General features: G+C 73.4%; 16 protein-coding genes. 10 read left to right on the forward strand and 6 right to left on the reverse strand.

All coding sequences use genetic code 11. The features are described 5' to 3' along the window. Positions 1 to 31 precede the first annotated feature (31 nt). The 4 genes from DFP74_RS09785 to DFP74_RS09800 all read left to right on the forward strand — a co-directional run bounded on the left by DFP74_RS09785 (position 32) and on the right by DFP74_RS09800 (position 1,772). The gene (locus tag DFP74_RS09785) at positions 32 to 439 is read left to right on the forward strand and encodes a MauE/DoxX family redox-associated membrane protein (RefSeq protein ID WP_121181405.1); all 408 of its coding nucleotides are present in this window, start codon (positions 32 to 34) and stop codon (positions 437 to 439) included. A gap of 108 nt (positions 440 to 547) precedes the next feature. Continuing rightward, positions 548 to 1,093, forward strand: a complete 546-nt coding sequence (locus DFP74_RS09790) for a TetR/AcrR family transcriptional regulator (protein ID WP_121181406.1) — start codon at positions 548 to 550, stop codon at positions 1,091 to 1,093. Then, entirely contained in the window at positions 1,090 to 1,449 is a 360-nt protein-coding gene (locus DFP74_RS09795) for a multidrug efflux SMR transporter (protein ID WP_121181407.1), read from the forward strand. The genes DFP74_RS09790 and DFP74_RS09795 overlap by 4 nt, the downstream gene beginning before the upstream one ends. Further along, the gene (locus DFP74_RS09800; protein WP_121181408.1) at positions 1,446 to 1,772 is read left to right on the forward strand and encodes a multidrug efflux SMR transporter; all 327 of its coding nucleotides are present in this window, start codon (positions 1,446 to 1,448) and stop codon (positions 1,770 to 1,772) included. The genes DFP74_RS09795 and DFP74_RS09800 overlap by 4 nt, the downstream gene beginning before the upstream one ends. A 63-nt stretch (positions 1,773 to 1,835) precedes the next feature. Here DFP74_RS09800 and hisG read toward each other — a convergent pair whose 3' ends face one another. The 3 genes from hisG to DFP74_RS09815 all read right to left on the reverse strand — a co-directional run bounded on the left by hisG (position 1,836) and on the right by DFP74_RS09815 (position 4,125). After that, positions 1,836 to 2,690 (reverse strand): ATP phosphoribosyltransferase, encoded by an 855-nt coding sequence (gene hisG / locus DFP74_RS09805; RefSeq protein WP_121181409.1) that lies wholly within the window; start codon positions 2,688 to 2,690, stop codon positions 1,836 to 1,838. A gap of 243 nt (positions 2,691 to 2,933) precedes the next feature. Beyond that, positions 2,934 to 3,197 carry a phosphoribosyl-ATP diphosphatase gene (locus DFP74_RS09810; RefSeq protein WP_053619263.1) on the reverse strand — a complete coding sequence of 88 codons (264 nt, stop codon included), beginning with the start codon at positions 3,195 to 3,197 and terminating at the stop codon, positions 2,934 to 2,936. 97 nt (positions 3,198 to 3,294) lie between these two features. Then, a complete protein-coding gene (locus tag DFP74_RS09815) occupies positions 3,295 to 4,125 on the reverse strand; it encodes an SDR family oxidoreductase (protein WP_121181410.1) in 831 nt (276 codons plus the stop codon). 188 nt (positions 4,126 to 4,313) lie between these two features. Here DFP74_RS09815 and DFP74_RS09820 point away from each other — a divergent pair, with 188 nt between their 5' ends. Beyond that, positions 4,314 to 5,012 carry a class I SAM-dependent methyltransferase gene (locus DFP74_RS09820; protein ID WP_121181411.1) on the forward strand — a complete coding sequence of 233 codons (699 nt, stop codon included), beginning with the start codon at positions 4,314 to 4,316 and terminating at the stop codon, positions 5,010 to 5,012. Positions 5,013 to 5,097: 85 nt separating this feature from the next. Here DFP74_RS09820 and DFP74_RS09825 read toward each other — a convergent pair whose 3' ends face one another. Further along, a complete protein-coding gene (locus DFP74_RS09825; RefSeq protein WP_121181412.1) occupies positions 5,098 to 6,255 on the reverse strand; it encodes a cytochrome P450 in 1,158 nt (385 codons plus the stop codon). A 46-nt stretch (positions 6,256 to 6,301) separates the two neighbouring features. After that, positions 6,302 to 7,762 (reverse strand): MFS transporter, encoded by a 1,461-nt coding sequence (locus DFP74_RS09830; RefSeq protein ID WP_121181413.1) that lies wholly within the window; start codon positions 7,760 to 7,762, stop codon positions 6,302 to 6,304. Between the two features lie 120 nt (positions 7,763 to 7,882). Between DFP74_RS09830 and DFP74_RS09835 the strand changes: the two genes are divergently transcribed. Beyond that, positions 7,883 to 8,383, forward strand: coding sequence for a MarR family winged helix-turn-helix transcriptional regulator (locus DFP74_RS09835; protein WP_121181414.1), 501 nt, complete (start codon positions 7,883 to 7,885; stop codon positions 8,381 to 8,383). Between the two features lie 413 nt (positions 8,384 to 8,796). Here DFP74_RS09835 and DFP74_RS09840 read toward each other — a convergent pair whose 3' ends face one another. Beyond that, positions 8,797 to 10,878, reverse strand: a complete 2,082-nt coding sequence (locus DFP74_RS09840; RefSeq protein WP_121181415.1) for a hypothetical protein — start codon at positions 10,876 to 10,878, stop codon at positions 8,797 to 8,799. A 362-nt stretch (positions 10,879 to 11,240) separates the two neighbouring features. Between DFP74_RS09840 and DFP74_RS09845 the strand changes: the two genes are divergently transcribed. From DFP74_RS09845 to DFP74_RS09860, 4 genes are all read left to right on the forward strand, one after another. Beyond that, a complete protein-coding gene (locus DFP74_RS09845; protein ID WP_121181416.1) occupies positions 11,241 to 13,595 on the forward strand; it encodes a trehalase-like domain-containing protein in 2,355 nt (784 codons plus the stop codon). 125 nt (positions 13,596 to 13,720) lie between these two features. Continuing rightward, entirely contained in the window at positions 13,721 to 14,836 is a 1,116-nt protein-coding gene (locus tag DFP74_RS09850; protein ID WP_121181417.1) for a winged helix DNA-binding domain-containing protein, read from the forward strand. Between the two features lie 174 nt (positions 14,837 to 15,010). Beyond that, positions 15,011 to 16,717, forward strand: coding sequence for a hypothetical protein (locus tag DFP74_RS09855; RefSeq protein WP_121181418.1), 1,707 nt, complete (start codon positions 15,011 to 15,013; stop codon positions 16,715 to 16,717). Between the two features lie 91 nt (positions 16,718 to 16,808). Then, entirely contained in the window at positions 16,809 to 17,771 is a 963-nt protein-coding gene (locus DFP74_RS09860; RefSeq protein ID WP_121181419.1) for a VTT domain-containing protein, read from the forward strand. Positions 17,772 to 17,894: the final 123 nt, after the last annotated feature.

Raw genomic sequence — 17,894 nt, forward strand, 5'->3', positions numbered from 1 at the left:
GTTGAGCCGACCACCACACGAGGAGGATCAGATGTTCCGTTCGACCCCCGCCCGGTCCTCGACGATCCGCACGGTCGCCCCGCTCGCCCTCGGAGGGCTCTTCCTGGGTTCGGGCCTGCTGCACTTCCTGTCGCCGAAGCCGTTCGAGGCGATCATGCCGCGGTCGCTGCCCGCCCCGCGCGCCTGGGTCTACGGCAGCGGTGCGGCCGAACTGGTCTGCGGCGCCGGCCTGCTGACCCGGCGGCGGTGGGCCGGACCCGCGAGCGCGGCTCTGCTCCTGGCCGTCTGGCCCGCCAATGTGCGGATGGCCCTCGACTCGGGGTCGGGGCGCCTGCCGTCGGCGGCCGACCACCCCGTGGTCGCCTGGGGCCGGGTGCCGCTCCAGATTCCGCTGATCTGGGCGGCGCTCCAGGCGCGCCGCTCCACCGACGAGAAATAGCACCGCTGTCGGCGGCGTCGGCACCCGGGGACCGGGGACCGGGGACCGGGGACCGTATCCTCGGTCACAGCCATAGCTACTTTACCTTCCGGAAGGTAAAGTAGGCGCATGGAACGAAGCACGAGGACACGGATCCTGGACGGGGCGCTCGACCTCCTCCGGGCCGAGGGGGGCGGAAGCGTCACCCTGGACGCCGCCGCCAAACAGGCGGGTCTGACCAAACCCGGGCTGATGTACCACTTCCCGACCAAGGAGGCCCTGAAGCTCGGCATCGTCGAACACGTGGCCGAACGGTGGGAGCGCATGCTGCTCGACCACCTCGCCGAGCCCCTCGGAACGGCCTCGCCGCACCAGCGGACCCGTGCCTACGTGGCGGTCGCGCTCACCGCCCCGTTCGACCGCGCCGACTACGCGGTCTGCACCGACGCCCTGTACCGCGACGCCTTCCACGAGATCTGGGAGCGCCGCTTCGATCCGTGGCTGCACCTGCCCGAGGACCTGCCGGACCAGGACCGTGCCCGGCTCACCGCCGCACGCCTGCTGGCCGACGGCTACTGGACGGCCGCCGCCACCGACGTCTTCCCCGTCCCCGAACGCGACCGCGCACAGGTGGTCGCGATCACCGACGACCTCCTCAGGGAGGAGACCCGATGAGGACATGGCTGTTCCTGCTGGCCGCGATCCTCCTCGAGGTCACCGCCACCCTCTCCCTGCGCGCCGCGCTCGACCACCCCGCCTGGTTCGCGGTGGTGGGCGTCGGCTACCTGGGCGCGTTCGTCGCCCTCTCCTACGTCCTGCGGCTGGGCATGGGCGTCGGCGTCGCCTACGGGGTGTGGGCGGCGACCGGCGTCGCGCTCACCGCCGTCCTGGCCACGTTCCTCTTCGGCGACCCCCTGACCGCGTCCATGGGGCTGGGCATCGCCCTGGTCATCGGCGGCGTGCTGTGCGTGGAACTCGGCTCCCAGGCCGCGCAGGCGGCCGCTTCCGAGCGGGAAGGGGCGAAGGCATGACCTGGCTCTTCATCTCCGGAGCGGTGCTCACCGAGGTCGGCGGCACACTGTCGCTGCGGATGGCCTCCCAGGAGAACGCCAACAAGTGGTGGTTCGGCGGCGTGGCCGTCGGCTACCTGGCCGCCTTCGGCATGCTCACACTCGCCCTGGCCGGCGGCATGGCCGTGGGCGTCGCCTACGGGATCTGGGCGGCCTCGGGCGTGGCGCTGACCGCGCTGGCCTCACGCCTGCTCTTCGACGAACCGCTCACCAAGGTGATGGTCCTGGGCATCGGCCTCATCATCGCCGGTGTGCTGCTCATCGAGTTCGGCGCCGGGCACTGACCCGAGGGCACCTGACACGGGTCGGGCCCCGCGCGACGCGCGGGGCCCGGCCTGCGACCGCCGTCAGAGGCGGCAGGCGTAGATGTCCGTGACCAGGATGGCGCGGGCCCCGAGCTCCCAGAGGTCGTCCATGATGCGCTGGGCGTCCTTGCGCGGCACCATCGACCGGACCGCGACCCAGCCCTCCCGGTGCAGCGGCGAGACCGTCGGCCCCTCCATGCCCGGGGTGAGGGCCACCGCCGCCTCCAGGCGCTCGGCGTGCACGTCGTAGTCCATCATCACGTAGTCGCGGGCGACCAGGACGCCGCGCAGCCGCCGCAGCAGCTGCTCGATCTTGGCGTCGTCGCCGGCGTCGGTGGGCCGGATCACGACCGCCTCGGAGACCAGGATCGGCTCGCCGAAGGTCTCCATGCCCGCCTGGCGCAGGGTGGTGCCGGTGGAGACGACGTCGGCGACCGCGTCGGCCACGCCGAGCTGCACCGAGCTCTCCACCGCGCCGTCCAGGTGGATGACCCGGGCGTCGACGCCCTTCTCCTCCAGGTAGGAGCGGAGGAGTCCGTCGAAGGACGTGGCGATGCGCTTGCCGTTGAGGTCGGAGACCTTCATGTCAGCGCCGCCCGGAGCGGCGAAGCGGAACGTGGACCCGCCGAAGCCGAGGGCGAGGACCTCGTCGACGGGCGCGCCGGAGTCCAGCAGCATGTCGCGGCCGGTGATCCCGGCCTGGAGGATGCCCTCGCCGACGTAGACGGCGATGTCCTTGGGGCGCAGGAAGAAGAACTCGGTCTCGTTGTCGGGGTCGACCATGACCAGGTCGCGGCTGCTCTTGCGCTGCCGGTACCCGGCCTCGCGGAGCATCTCCACGGCGGGTTCGGACAGCTGGCCCTTGTTGGGCACGGCGATTCTCAACAGGTCGGACATAGGGGTGGCCTTCCTTCGTTGGCTCTGCGGTTCGGGGACGTCCGGTGGGCCGACCCGCGCCTGTACGGCGCGGCGCGGCCTGGGCCGCGTTTTTCGAAGCATTCCGGACTCGCGGCCGCCAGGACCGCCTCTCGCCGCGCCTCTGCGCTCGTGCAGCACAACCAGGCTGAACGTCGCCCATCGCCTTGCGAGAGACGACCTGACGACCGCGAGCTCATCCGAAAGCCTTCAGAAAAACGCGGCCTAGAGATGCTTGTAGACGTCCTCGAGGCGCAGGCCACGGGCCAGCATCAGGACCTGGAGGTGGTAGAGGAGCTGCGAGATCTCTTCGGCGGCGTTCTCGTCCGACTCGTACTCGGCGGCCATCCAGACCTCTGCGGCCTCCTCGACGACCTTCTTGCCGATGGCATGGACGCCGGCGTCGAGTTGGGCGACGGTCCCGGACCCCTCGGGGCGGGAGCGCGCCTTCTCGGACAGCTCGGCGAACAGCTCTTCGAAGGTCTTCATGGTGTCTTTCCTCGACCGACAGTGCGCTACCAGGGTAGGCGCTGGACGGACCCGGCGCGGCACTGGGAGACGGATGTCTCACCATGTGAGAGCGTGATCAGGCCATGCGCCGGGCCAGGGCCCGGACCAGGGTGCGCGGCAGGACCTTGAGCAGGCCGTCGGCCGTCTTGTACTGCCCGCCCGGGACGACCTGGGAGCGGCCCGAGGACCACGCCCGCAGGGTCTCGCGCACGATCTGCTCCTTGGGCACGAACGCGAACTCCGGCAGCCCCTTCTCCTGCACCCCGCGGGTCATGTCGGTGCGCACGAACCCGGGCAGGACCACGGTGACCTGGACCCCCTTGCGGCGGACCTCGGCGGCCACGCTCTCGCTCCACAGGGTGACGAACTTCTTGCCGCCGCCGTAGACCGACCCGCCGGGGTTGGCCGTGGGCTCTCCGGCCAGCGACGACACGTTGACCACCCCGAGCCGCGCGGTCTCGCCGGCCTCGCGCCGGGCGATCTGGACCGGCAGGACGGCGCGGGCCAGATGGAGGACGGCGCGCACGTTGAGGTCGATCATGGCGTCGACGTCGTCCGGGTCCTGCTCGACGAACGCGCCGCCGTCCCCGCGCCCGGCGTTGTTGACCAGCAGGTCGATGGGCCGGATTCCGTCCGTGCCGTCCCGCCGCAGGCGCGCGGCGACCGCCTCGACCCCCTCCCTCGTCCCGAGGTCGGCGGGCAGTGTCTCCACGTCCGTGCCGTACCGCTCGCCGATCTCCCCGGCCAGGGCGTTCAGGGCGTCCTCGCGCCGGGCGACCACCACGAGTCCGTAGCCGCGCTGGGCCAGGCGGCGGGCGAACTCCTCGCCGATCCCGCTGGAGGCGCCGGTGACCAGTGCGGTCCTGGCGGCGGAGGGGTCCTGCGGGGTGCTCTGCGCTGCGCTCATGGGCCCAGCGTAGGCCGTTCCGGCCCGTCCCGGCCGTGGAGCCCGCGGGGGCGGCCCCGCGGCGCAGACCCCGCGGCCGCCGGCCGTGGCGCGTCGCACACCGCCTCCGACCAGGGCACCCGCCACGACCTGGCAAGGAAACGCCGCGGTGACTCCCTTTGTCGGCCGTCAGGCGCTAGCGTGCCTGTATGTCCGAGACTCAGAGCCCCGCCGGACCGTTTTCCGCCCTCAGGCTGGATGAGCGCCTGCGTGACACCAGGTTGTTCTTCAGTCAGGCGCTGCGGACCTTCCACGCGACCGGTTCCATCGTGCCGAGCAGCCGGGCACTGGCCGACGCGCTGTCCGAGTTCGTCCGCGAGCGCCCCGACCCCGCACAGCCACTGCGCATCCTGGAGGCCGGCGCCGGAACCGGCGCGATCAGCCGCGGGATCGCCGCCGCCATGGGCCCGGGGGACAGCGTCGACCTGGTCGAGTCCAACCCCGAGTTCGCCGCCCACCTGGAGGGACTGCTCAAGACCGACCCCGAGCTGTCGACGATCGCCGACAGCGCCCGGGTCCACGCCAAGCTCGTCAACGAGATGGGCACGGACCGCCGCTACGACGCGATCGTCTCCGGTCTGCCGTTCGCCAACTTCACCGCCGACGAGGTCACGGAGATCCTCGACTACTACTTCGAGGTCCTCGAACCCGGCGGCACCCTCTCCTTCTACGGCTACCTGTACACCAAGGAGGTCAAGGCGGTCATCGCCCGGCGGGAGGACTACCTCCGCCAGGCGCGGACCAGCTGGGTGGTCCAGGACTGGATCGACCGCTACGGCATCCGGACCGACACGGTGTTCGCCAACATCCCGCCCGCGTGGGTGCACCACCTGCGCAAGCCGGCCTGATCCGCGGGGCCCGCCCGAGCGGCGGGCCCCTCGACCGTTCCGACCCGACCCGGCGCCGGCTCCCCCGGCGCGCCGCCGGGGTCTCTCAGCCCCGCAGCCGCACGGGAAGTGCGGTCAACCTGCTGCCCTGGACGCCGCCGAGGTCCCTCTGCCGGAGCCGCGCGAAGGGCACGGCGAGGCACGCGTGCGGGAAGTCGGCGCGGAGCACCTCCACGACCGCGCTCAGCTCCAGTTGGGCGAGCTGGGCGCCGGTGCAGTAGTGCGGCCCCGCACCGAAGGCGAGGTCCGGGCCGATCGGCCGGGCCGGGTCCGTGTTGATGCCCTGGATGTCGACGAGTACCGGGGAGCGCGCGGGCAGGCGCACCCCGGCGAGTTCGATGTCGGCGGAGGTGAACCGCCAGAGGCTGAAGGCCGCGGGCGGGTGCCGGCGCAGCGTGTCCCGGACGAACTCCTCCGCCGTCCCCTCCCGCGCCACGGGACGCTCGGCGTCGAGGAGGCGCGCGACCACGAACCCCAGCGCCGGATCGGTGGTGAGCTGTCCGGCGAAGAGCAGGGTGAACAGCAGGTAGGCCACCTGTTCCCTGGTCATGTCGTCGGGTACCCGGTCACCCAGCTCAACGGCCAGGCCCCGCCGGTCGCCGTCCAACGCGGCGGCGGACAGCTCCTCGAAGGCGGCCATCGCCCGGCCGGCGTCCTCCGGATCACCGCTGGACATGTGCCGGCAGGCGGCGATGGCGTCGTCGACCCGGTCGAGGGGCACCCCGAGCACATGGCAGACGACGCTGAGGGGGAACCGCGTGGTGAAGTCGGCCATGAGGTCGACCGTGCCGCCCGGCTCGGCGAGCCGGGTCAGCGACTCCCGGGCCAGCTCCGTGATCCGCTCCGCGTGGTCGCGCATCCGGCGGGCCGTGAACAGCGGGGAGTGCGCCCGGCGGAGCAGTTCGTGCTCCGGGCCGTCGTAGGTGGTGAGGGACGGCTGCTCGGCGGCGGTGGGTTCGAGCCCCGCGGCCCGCGGATCCCAACCGGCCGGCGCCTGGGCCGGGTCCTTCACGATCCGGGGATGGACGAACACCTCCCGGGCGAGCGCGTCGTCGGTGACGATCCACACCGGGCCGCCGGCCGGGGCTTCGGCGCGGACGATGGGGCCGGCGGCGCGCAGAGCGGCGCGCGTGGGGTGGGGGTCGTCGAGGCCGCGAACGGTGACGGCGAACGGGTCGACGGTGACGCGGGGTGCGTCGGTCATCGGATGTGCTCCTGAGTCAGTCGGGTGGTCACTGGGGTTCGCTTCGTCACCGGGGTTCGCTCGCTCGCCGAGGGAGCAGGAACATGAGCGCGGCCGCGGCGACGTAGCAGGCGACCTGCCAGGGCAGGATCGAGGTGAAGGCGTCCGTGTAGGCGAGGTGGGCGTCGGCGCCCCCGACCACGGCGTCCTCCATACGGGCGAAGAACACGGCGCCGAGGACCGCGACACCGAACGCGTTACCGACCTGCGTGACGGTCGTCAGAACGCCGCCCACGGCCCCGGCGTCCTTGGCGGGCACGCCGGACAGGACGACGTTGATCAGGGACGGGGCCGTGAGCCCCAGCCCCAGACCGCCGAGGAACATCGGCGCCGCCAGCGCCCAGTAGGAGGGGGCGGCGCCGTCCTGGAGGAGGACGAGCAGGGCGGCCTGGGAGGCGGCCAGCACGAGTGCGCCGCTCACCAGGAGCGCCCGGCCCGCGCGGTCGGCGAACCGGGCCCCGATCCCCGAGGTGATGATCGAGCCGACCGCGTAGGGCAGGATCACCAGGCCGGTGTCGAGCGCGCTGCGCCCGGTCCCGAGTTGGAGGTAGAGGGACAGCAGGAGGAAGAAGGAACCGAGCGCGCCGAAGAACAGCAGGGAGGCGGACAGGCCTGCGGTGAAGGCGCGCAACCGCAGCAGCGCGGGGTCGAGGATCGGTCGGCCGCCCCGCGCGAGCAGCCGCCGTTCGTGGGCGATGAACAGGGCCACCGTGGGAGCGGAGAGCGCCAGGACGGCCAAGCTCCACCAGGGCCACCCCCAGTCGCGCCCCTGGATCAGCGGTAGGAGCAGGAGGACCGCCGCGGTGGCGGCGAGGAGCGCGCCGGGCAGGTCAAGCCGTGTCCGGCCCGGGGCCCGGGACTCGGGGATGACCAGGATCCCGACGACCAGACCGACGAGCGCGATCGGAATGTTGACCCAGAAGATCGCCCGCCAGCCGAGACCGAAGAGGTCGGCGTCGAGCAGGACCCCTCCGAGCAGCGGGCCGGCCACCGAGGCCAGGCCCAACACGGCGCCGTAGGCGCCCAGCGCCCCCGCCCGCGCGCCGGGTTCGAAGGAGGCGCGGATGATGCCGAACACCTGCGGGATCATGAGTCCGCCGCCCAGGCCCTGCGCGACGCGCATGGCGATGAGCACCTCGGGGTTCGGCGCCAGACCGCAGCCGGCCGAGGCCAGCATGAACGCGGTCAGCCCGAGGAGGAACACCCGGCGGCGCCCGAACCGGTCACCGAGTCCTCCGCCGGTGATCAGGCCGGCTCCGACGGCGAGCGTGTATCCGGCCAGGATCCATTGCAGCGCGGTCTCATCGGCGCCCAGGTCCCCGGCGATGGCGGGGGCCGCCACGCTGACGATCGTGGCGTCGAGGAGTTCCATGAAGTCGGCGGCGAGGATCACGGCCAGCACGACGATCGCCGTGCGTCCGGACAGGAGTGGGGAGGCCGCCGTGGCGGCGCGGGGAGCTGGGGTCATGCCGCGCTGTACTCCTGGTTCGGTGATGGTGCGCTAATATAGCTGCATGACGCAGTAATTGCGCCACACAGCGAACCTAGCACAATATATCTGCGTGACGCAGCGAATGGAGAACGCGCGATGGCGAAGCCGGACCCGCGAAGGGAAGCACTGATCGCCGAGCTCACCCGGGACGCGATACCCGCGTGGGCGATCCTGGTCGTGCAGCTCAACAACGTCGTCGCCGACCGTCTGGGCGTCACGGACACCGACGTGCAGTGCCTGCACGTGCTCGGCCGTCACGGACCGACGACACCGGGCGTCCTGGCCGAGCACGTGAACCTCACCACCGGGTCGGCCTCGCGGATGATCGACCGCCTCGTCGCCGCGGACTGCGTCCGGCGGGTCCCCGACCCCGACGACCGCAGGCGGGTGCTCATCGAGCCCACCCAGGAGGGCATCGAGCGGGTGAGCGCGGCCTACGCGGACCTGGTCGCGCGCACCCGCGACGACCTCGACGGTTTCGACGACGAGCGGATCGGCGACCTCATCGACTTCATGAGGGCGGCCGCACACAGCACCGAGGCGGAGATCCGCCGCCTCCGATCCGCGACCGACTCCGACGGCTCGGAGCGCTCCTAACGCACCGGCGGCCCGCGCGTGGGGCTCGTTGCACCTCGGGGTGCCCGTGGGGCACGTGCGCCCGCTGAGGCGCGAATGGGGCACGCGTGGGCCTCCTGCGCCCCGAGGGACACCTGTGAAGCCCAGGCGGGGCACGTGCGCCTTCTGGGGCACATGGGTGGTGTGTGCGCAGCAGAGGCCCGAGTAGAGCGCGTGTGGGGCGCGTGTGCCCTGAGGGGCGCCTGAGGGCAGGAACGCGCGTAGGGCCCCTGTCGAGCGCGCGTCGAGCGCGTGCGAAAGGCCTGTGGAACCTGGGCGGCATCCGCGTCGTGCCCGTGTGGGGCGACCGTGGTGCCTGTGGGCGCGGCGCCGCCCGCCTCGAAATGCGCGGCGGGCCCTCGACCCTTCCTCCCAGACCCGGCACCGGCTGGCCCCTACTCCGGCGCGGCTCCCGACTCGATCCGTTCGACGGCCGCCCGCGCGGCGGCCGTGTACTCGTGGTCGAACACGACGTCGCGCCAGCCGAAGCGCCCCTGACGGACCCGGCGGTCTCTGGAGAGCACTTCCCGCAGCCCCGGCAGGACCGTCTCCGCCGAGGCGCCCATGTCCCCCAGCAGTCGGACGACCCGCAGGCTGTCGACCCCGGCGCCGCCCTTCCACCAGCTCTCGTCCTCGGCCAGGACGCACCGCAGCACCTCGTCCGCCGTGCCGGTGACCCGCCACAGCGCACGCAGTGCCGTCGGGTCGAGCCCGAACTCGGCTTCGCGCACGTGGTCGCGGACGGTCTCGGCGAACCGCTCGGCCGCCGGCCCCAGCTCCCCGATCAGCCGCAGTCCGGCGTCGGACCGCGCGGACGCGGACTCGGGGTCGCTTCCGAGCAGGTCCAGAGCGGTGTCGGTGTCGCCGGTCACCCGCCAGTACGCCAGGAGCGCGTCGGCACGGTCGACCATCTCAGGCGCTTCCCGCCCTCGTGCCCACTCCAGGAAGAGGTCGGCGCAGGAGGAGGCGGCCGACCCGATCTCCCCGAGCGCCCCCAGCACGAGCCGGGGGTACCGCGAGACGGACAGCTCCGCCGTGATCTCCGGCGCCAGGGGCGCCGCCGCCGCACCCCAGGCGGCGAGGGCGTCCACGACGGCGTCGCGCTCGTCCGCGTCCTCGGACGTGCGCAACCGGTGCCGCAGCGGCGGCACGACCCCATCGGCCAGGGCCGCCAGCGGACGCAGGACGTCGGTCAGATGCGGACCGAGCGTCCAGCCGTCGGCGTAGCCGCGCGCCGCAGGGAGACCGAAGCCGGGCAGGTGCGCGCGTGCGCGGAGCAGCTCCACCACCCGCCCCTCGCCCAGCCGCGCCAGAGCGAACAGGGCGTGGTTCGAGTCCGCGCCGGGCTCCCGCGCGGCGAGCGCGGCCAGCCGGTCGGCCCATGGCCCGGCGGCCTGGGGGACGCACACCGCCAGCACCAGGGCCGCGTGGGAGCGCACGCCCTCGTCCGGGTCCGCCAGCAGCCCCGCCAGGGCCGGAGCCCACCGGGCCTCCGCCGAACGAGACGCGCCGACGAGGCCCGCGAGGCAGACCAGCCCCGCCCGGCGCAGGTATCCGGTGTCCGCGCCGAGCATCCGCGCGGCGAGCTCGCCGCGCGCGTCCGGCCGGTCGGAGAACCGGCTCAGCAGCCAGTGCGGGGCGAAGCCCGCCACCCGCTCCCGCGTCGCGGGCTCGTGCAGGCGTGCGGCGGCCCAGAGCGGCGCCTCCTCCCGTTCCAGACCGCGCACGGCGTCGAAGGCCAGGCGGAGGCCTTCCGACGGAGTCGAAACCGGCGCCTCTGCGGCCGGCAGCACTACTCGTTCGTCCGCGTCTCCGTACCGCCGCCGATCGACGAGCCAGCGCACGGCGGGCGCGTGAGCGTCCTCCTCCGCCCTTCCGTCCTCGACGGCGTCGAGGACCGCCCGCGCGCGGGGGTGCCGGTTCAGCAGGTCCGCGGCGTCGGCCAGCAGGGTGAGCCGGGTGAGGGCGTCCTCCTCCACCCGCCACCGGTCGTGGAGGTCGGTGAGCACCCGTTCGACGTCGGCCACGGCGTAGGCGAGGGCGTCCGCGGCCTCGCGCCGGACGAGCGGGTCCGCGTCGTCGAGCAGCCCCGCCAGCCGGGGCACCTGCCCGCTCAGCGCGGCGGCCCAGTCGGGGTGGACGTAGGAGGGGTCACAGTCCACCGCCTCCTCGGCGAGCGTGAACACCAAGAGCAGGGCATCGCGCCGCACCTCTCGTGCGCGCCGGACGTCGGCCGCCAGCTCGACGAGGAAGGGAAGCACGGCCGGGGCGGCGCTACAGATCGCCCCGCCCTGGTGGCAGACGGCCGTGTCGATCTCGTCGATCGCCTCTCTGGCGGCGTCCTCGTCGGCCCCGAAGGCCGTGACCAGCAGTTCCGGCACGTCGGTGGCGGACCCGTAGGCGTGACCGAGCGTGTGCCACGGCACGTCGGCGACTCCGAGGGGCGTGGAGGGCGCCTCAGGGGTGGGGTCGATCATCACGCAATCCTTACCCCTCAGGGGTTCTCATCGGAAGGGCCGGTCGAACGAGACCACCGGATTCCGCGCTATGAGTGACCTGCATCACATAGAATCGGCGGCCCGGAGACCGCAGGTCGCGGGTAGTCTCGCGTTGACTTCCTGAGGACCGGAGCTTTTCCTCGACGACCGGTAGGCCCGGTTTGTCGGCATCTGCGTTAAAAGCTCTTCATATCTGCCTAAAGTCCCCTGCAGGTCATCCCGCGCCACAAGCCCTGGGTTTACGTTCTGCACACCAGCACGGTGTGAACCAGTGGCGTGCGCGCGGAGTCCTAATTCTCATCGATTTCCCCAGGTCACCTTGGACCGACGGAGGAGGCAACGTGACGCTCACCCACGCGGTCGAGGCGAGCCCGGCGACACCGCCGGAGACGTCCGGCACGGCTCCCGAAGCCCTGCCACTGGACGTGCGCCGACGCGTGTCGGCGTTGGCCCGCTCCTCCAACCTGCTCGTCACCTGTGACTACGACGGCGCCCTGGCCCCCACCGACGCCTCCGCCTCGCGGCCCCTCCCCCAGGCCGTGCGCGCCCTGCGGGACCTGGCCGAGCTGCCCGGCACCACGTGTGCCGTCATCTCCGCCCGGCCGCTGGCCGATCTGGCGACCCTCTCCCGCCTGCCCGCCGAGATCCATCTCATCGGCTCCCACGGCACCGACTACGACACCACCCTGGACCAGCCCCTGCGGGCCGCGGACAAGGCGACGGCGCTGGAGCAGCTCCGCGACCAGGTCGAGGCCACGGCCACGTGCTACCTCGGCGGCGGCCACGGCGAGGAGCCGGTCTTCCTGCGCCTGAACGGCCCCGACACCGGCATCCGTGTTGGGAGCGAGCCCACCGTGGCCGCCCACCGGGTCGCCGACACTCCCGCCGCGGCCCAGCTCCTGAGCGCCCTGGCCGCCGAGCGCCGCGCCTGGGTCTTCGGGGAACGCCCCACCCCGATCGAGCGCATGAGCCTGCTGTCCAACCAGACCGCCGTCGCTCTGGTGGGCCCCGACGCCCGCCTGTCCTGGTTCTGTCATCCCGAGCCCGACTCCCCCGCCGTGTTCGCCGAGGTCCTCGGCGGCCGCAGCGCCGGCGTGTTCGCGATCGGCCCCGCCCACGGCGGGCGCCCCCTGGGCCAGCGCTACGAGGCCGGCACCATGACCGTGCGCACCCGCTTCTCCCGGATGGAGACCACCGACTACCTCGCCCGCACCGAGACCGCCGGCCGCACCGACCTGGTGCGCGTCGTGTCCGGCGTGGTCCCGGCCACGGTGGAGTTCGCCCCCCGCCCCGACTTCGGCCGCGCGCCCGTGCGCCTGGTCCCCTTCGAGGACGGCCTGCGGGTGGAGGGCGCGGACTACCCGATGGTCCTCTTCTCGCCCGGCGTGGACTGGCAGGTCAGCGGGGACGGCACCCACGACTCCGCCCGCGCCACCGTCCACCCCACCTCCGAGCGGCCCGTCGTGCTCGAACTGCGCTGCGGCACCACCGACACCGCGCCGAGCGCGACCGGGGAGCCGGAGCGCCGCCGGGCCACCCACGAGCACTGGACCGACTGGGTGCGCGACCTGGACCTGCCGGTCACGGCGCGCGACCTGGCCCAGCGGTCCGCGCTGACCCTGCGCGGGCTGTGCACCCCCACCGGCGGGGTGATGGCCGCCGCGACCACCTCCCTGCCCGAGGAGATCGGCGGCGTCCGCAACTGGGACTACCGCTACTGCTGGCTGCGCGACGGCGCCATGACCGTCCAGTCCCTGGTCACGCTGGGCTCCACCGCCGAGGCCGAGCGCTTCCTGGACTGGGTGCACTCCGTGGTCGCCACCCTGCCCGGTCCCGAACTGCTGCGCCCCCTGTACAGCCTGCGCGGTACCGACCTGGGTCCGGAGGAGGTCATCGAGACCCTGTCCGGCTACGCCGGCTCCCGACCGGTCCGGGTCGGCAACCTCGCCGACCACCAGGTCCAGCTGGACGTGTTCGGGCCCATCGTCGAGCTCATCACCCACCTGTCCACGGCACGCGGCCACCTGGCCGACCGGGACTGGGAGCTGGTCGAGCAGATGTGCGCGGCGGTCGCGCGGCGCTGGGACGAGCCCGACCACGGCATCTGGGAGGAGCGCGACGAGCCCCGCCAGCGCGTGTACTCCAAGGTGATGTGCTGGGTGAGCCTGGACCGGGCCCTGACCCTGGCCGGCGACTACGGGCGCGAGGCCGATCCGACCTGGGCCGGGCTGCGCGAGCGGATCGCGGCGGAGGTCCTGGAGTCGGGGTGGAACGAGCAGGCGCAGGCCTACACCACCGCCTACGACGGCACCGACCTGGACGCGGCGTCGCTGCACATCGGGCTGTCCGGCATGATCGACCCCTCCGACGAGCGCTTCCAGGCGACGGTGACCGCGATCGAGGCGCAGCTGCGCAGCGGCCCGACGGTGTACCGGTACCACCGCGACGACGGCCTGCCCGGGGGCGAGGGCGGCTTCCACCTGTGCACCACGTGGCTGATCGAGGCCTACGTGCTGACCGGGCGGCGGGCCGAGGCCGAGGAGCTGTTCAAGCACCTGGTGGACTGCGCGGGGCCGACCGGGCTCATCCCCGAGGAGTTCGACCCCGTCACCGAGCGGGCGCTGGGCAACCACCCGCAGGCGTACTCGCACCTGGGGCTGATCCGCTGCGCCCAGCTCCTGGACCGGGACGTCTAGGTAGGCCACCGGCCCGTGATCGAGACGGGCCTTCCGGACGCCGTGTCCGAAAGGCCCGTCCTGATGTGGTTCGTCACCTCCGGCCGATAGGGTTCTGCCACCGCACCGGCCGGAGGGACCCCAGGATGGGCACGACCGAAACCACGTTGACGCCGCGGGCGCTCAACCGCGCGACCCTCGACCGGCAGCTGCTCCTGCGCCGCGTCGACCGCCCCGTCGCCGACGTGGTGAGCCACCTCGTCGGGCTCCAGGCCCAGACCACGCACACCTGGTACGTCGGGCTGCAGAGCCGCATCGCCTCGCTCTCGGCCCACGACGTCGGCCGGCAGCTGACCGAGGGCGAGCTGGTCCGCGTCTCGCTGATGCGCTCCACCCTCCACCTGGTCACCCCCCAGGACTGCCGGTTCCTGCGCGCCACCGTGCAGAGCGCGATGGACCGGGACCTCGCCCACAGCAGCCACGGGAAGACCACCCGGGACGTGGACCAGGACGCCGTCGTGGCGGCCGGGCTCGCGCACCTGGAGAAGCGACCGCTCACGCCCAAGGAGCTGGGCGCGCTGCTCGCCGAGGAGTGGCCGGAGGTCCCCGGCGCCGACCTCGCCTACGTCGTGCGCAACCGGGTGCCCGTGGTCCAGGTCCCCCCGCGCGGGGTGTGGGGAGCCTCCGGGCCGCCCGCGCTCGCGCCCGCCGACAGCTGGACCGGGCTGGCCATGGACGCCCCGGCCGATCCGGACACCCTCGTCCTGCGCTACCTGGCCGCGTTCGGCCCCGCCGGGGTCAAGGACGTGCAGGCCTGGTCCGGGCTGACCCGGCTGCGCGAGGTCGTCGACCGGCTGCGCCCCCGGCTGGTGGTGCTGCGCACCGAGGACGGCGCCGAGCTCTTCGACCTGCCCGACGCGCCGCGCCCCGACCCCGACACCCCGGCGCCCGTGCGCTTCCTCTACGACTTCGACAACCTGCTGCGCGGCCACGCCGACCGGAGCCGCGTCATCTCCGCGGAGCATCTCAAACGCATCACGTCGCGCAACGGAATGCCGCCCTCGACCGTCCTGGTGGACGGACGGGTCCGGGCCTCGTGGAAGGTCGTGGGCCGGGGCGCGGACACGGCCGTCGAGGTCGTTCCGTTCGCCCCGATCACCGAGGCGGAGGCGGAGGAGGTGGCGGCCGAGGGAGCGCGGCTGCTGGACTTCCTGGCGCCGGACGCCGAGGGCCGCGAGGTGCGCTTCGTGTCCGGGCCCTGACGCCGGCGCGGCCCGGGTCGGTGCCGGGTTCCGGGCAGGGATCCCGGCCCGGGTCCGGGCCGGGTTCCAGGCAGGGGTCCGTTCGTTCGCCCCCGCGCTCGACCACGGGACCACAGACCGTGTACCTATGTGTCCGACCACGGACGATACGTGAGGGTATGGAAGGATTCACGGGTGACTGATGAGTTCCGCGCCGCGTTCCAACGTGTGCTCGACACCGCCGCAAGCCAGGCACCCGATTTTCCGGACGCCGTGCACGACGTGTTCCGGCTGTCCTCCCACGTGCCGACGGACGAACTCGCCATCGCCCTGGAAGCCCTCACCCCTGTCCTGAGCGACTCCGAACCGGCCGCGGGCATCGCGGCCGACCTCGCGGTCCTGGCCGGAGCCCTGGTCGAGTCCGGGGCGCCCGCGGGTGAGGTCGGACTGGAGGTCCTGCGCCAGCTCGGGCGCTACGGACAGGCCGCCGTGGCGTTCATGCACGCCTGGGACAAGACCGGCGGCGGGCCGCTGCCCGGGCCCACCGAGGTGGGCGAGCCGGAGGAGGCGCGCGTCGAGGAGGTCCTCGGCGAGAACGCGCCCCTGGCGACCGTCGGCTGGTGGACCTCGCTGCGCTACGGCCTGGCCGCCAAGGCGATGCTCGGCGACTCCGAGGTGCGCGCGGCGGTGCGCGCGGACGCCAGCGCGCTGGACGGGCTCGGCCAGATCGTGCAGGCCCTGTCCACCCACCTCAGCGAGTTCCGCGAGGTCGCCGAACTCCTGCGCATGGCGGAGGCCGACTCGGTCCTCGTCCTGGAGCGCGCCTCCCAGCGGGGTTTCCGGGTGCGCTTCGACGGCATCAGCGACAACTTCCAGCTGCACACCCTGCTCGCGGACGCGCTCATCGGCAAGGAGGGGCGCATGCTCGCGGGCACCCGCCCCGACCCGCGCTGGACCGCCGCCTGCCTGGACGCGCCCGCCGACCCCCTGGCCGACGTCGTCGAGGGCGAGTGGGACCTGGTGGGCGGTGACGGCACCTGGGTGGGCAACGAGGCCGTCCCCGGCGACATCCCCGTGGTGGACGGCGAGCGCGTGCTGGTGCTGGAGACCCAGTCCCTGTCGCACTCCTGGCGGGCCGGCCGCCGGCACCCGCACATCATCGGATCGCTGTCGGTCGTGTCGGAGCTGCCCCCGGACCAGGCCATGGCCTGGTGGGCGAGAGTGCACCCCGCCGGGTCGGTGCGCCACCCGCTCGCGACGCCGATCGAACACGACGACACCGGAGCGCACCGGCCGCCCCGGCACTTCGGCGTGGCCGCGCACTTCGCCGAGGTGGACTCGGGGCCGATGCAGGCGCCCGACCTCACGCCGGAGTTCACCGACGGCCCCGAGCACTCCCAGCACCCCGAGCACTCCGAGCCCGGCGCCGGACGCGACGTCTGGCCGAGACGGGGCGGCCTCGACGCCACACCGGCCCCAGAGGCCCCTGTATTCCCACAGGAGCCGCCGCAGGGCACACCGCCGCCCCCCGGGCCGCCGGAGCCGTGGGGCGTCCCCCAGGGGTTCCTGGAAGAACTCGCACGCGGGCCCGAGCCGGACCCCGCGCCGCAGCCGGACCCGGAGGCCGCCGCCCACCCGTGGGCGGAGGACCCCCTGCCCGACGTGGCGCCCTTCCCCGGTTTCGTCCCGCCCCCCGCCGACGAGGCGCCCCCGCTGCCCGCACCCTCGCCCGCTCCGGCCGAGGAGCCCCCGGCCGTTCCCGCGCCCCTCGCGCCGGGCGCCCGGCTGCTGCCGCCCATGCCGCCCGGCGTCTCGGACAGCAGCACCTGGGCACCCGACTGGAAGTGGCCGCTGCCGCCCCGGCACCGGCCGAGCGACCCCGGCCCCGACCCCGCCGGATGACAGTTGTCATGCCGGCACCGTTGAACCACTCACACGCGCCCGGTGACGCCTGCGACTACCGGCTCCTGCACCGACACGGGACTCTGGGGACATGACGAATCAGCGGCACAGCACCGACGGCGACACCGACGCGGCCTCCACCGTCGGCGCTCCGGCGCCCGCGGAGGCCGACGCCCCGCTCTCCCCCGAGGAGGAGCGGCGCCGGGAGAAGCAGCGCAAGGAAGAGGAGGCCAGGGAGGCCCTGCGCGCGATCAAGCCCTGGCAGGGCAAGGCGACCCGCCAGGACAAGGCGCTCCTGGTCGCGTTCATCGTCATCCCCGCCGTCTTCCTGTCACTCACCCCGCTCAAGCCGCTGCTGATCGCCGACCACCCGGTGGGGCTGGCCATGCTGACCGGCAGCAACGCCGCCGTCGGTGCCGCGTCCGCCTTCGCGCGGATCGGCGAGATCCCGCTGTGGCTCGTCCTGGTCGCGGGGGTCTTCGGCAAGATCAAGGTCGACTGGCTCTTCTGGTGGCTGGGTCGCCGCTGGGGGCGGGGCATCGTCAACCTCCTCACGCCCAGCGAGCGCGCCCGGCGCCTCGCGGACAAGGTGCGCGACGCGAACCCGTGGTGGATCCGGGCCGCCCTGGTCTTCTCCTACGTCCCCGGCGTCCCCGCCGGACTCGTCCTGGTCGTCGCGGGCTGGACCGGCATGCGGCTGGGGACGTTCATGGCCCTCAACGCGCTGGCCGCCCTGCTGATGACCGGCACCGTCGCCGCCGCGGGCTACGCCGCCGGGCAGGCCGGGGTCGACATCATCCTCGTGGTCGACAGCTACGCCCTCTGGATCACCATCGCCATCATCTTCGCCATGGCGTTCGTGCCGCTGATCCGGCAGAGCATCCGCGCCAAGGCCGAGGAGCGCGCCCGGGCCAAGACCGCGGGGAGCGCCGAGAGCCCGAAGGCCGCGGAGAGCGCGGAGGACACCGAGGCCGCCGAGGGCGCGGAGGCCACCGAGTCCGCCGAGGCCCCGAAGGACGCCGCCGGCGTCAGGGACACCGCAGGGACGGTCTGAAGCGCCGGGACCTGCCCGAGTGGAAAGTCGACCGGATGGTGTCCTCGGTCACACGCCCGGACGGGGCCCGCGGCTAAGCTGGCCTTCGGCAATCCGACACCCCGGGCAAGCCGGCTGCACTGG

This window comes from Nocardiopsis sp. Huas11, assembly GCF_003634495.1.
Lineage (GTDB): Bacteria > Actinomycetota > Actinomycetes > Streptosporangiales > Streptosporangiaceae > Nocardiopsis.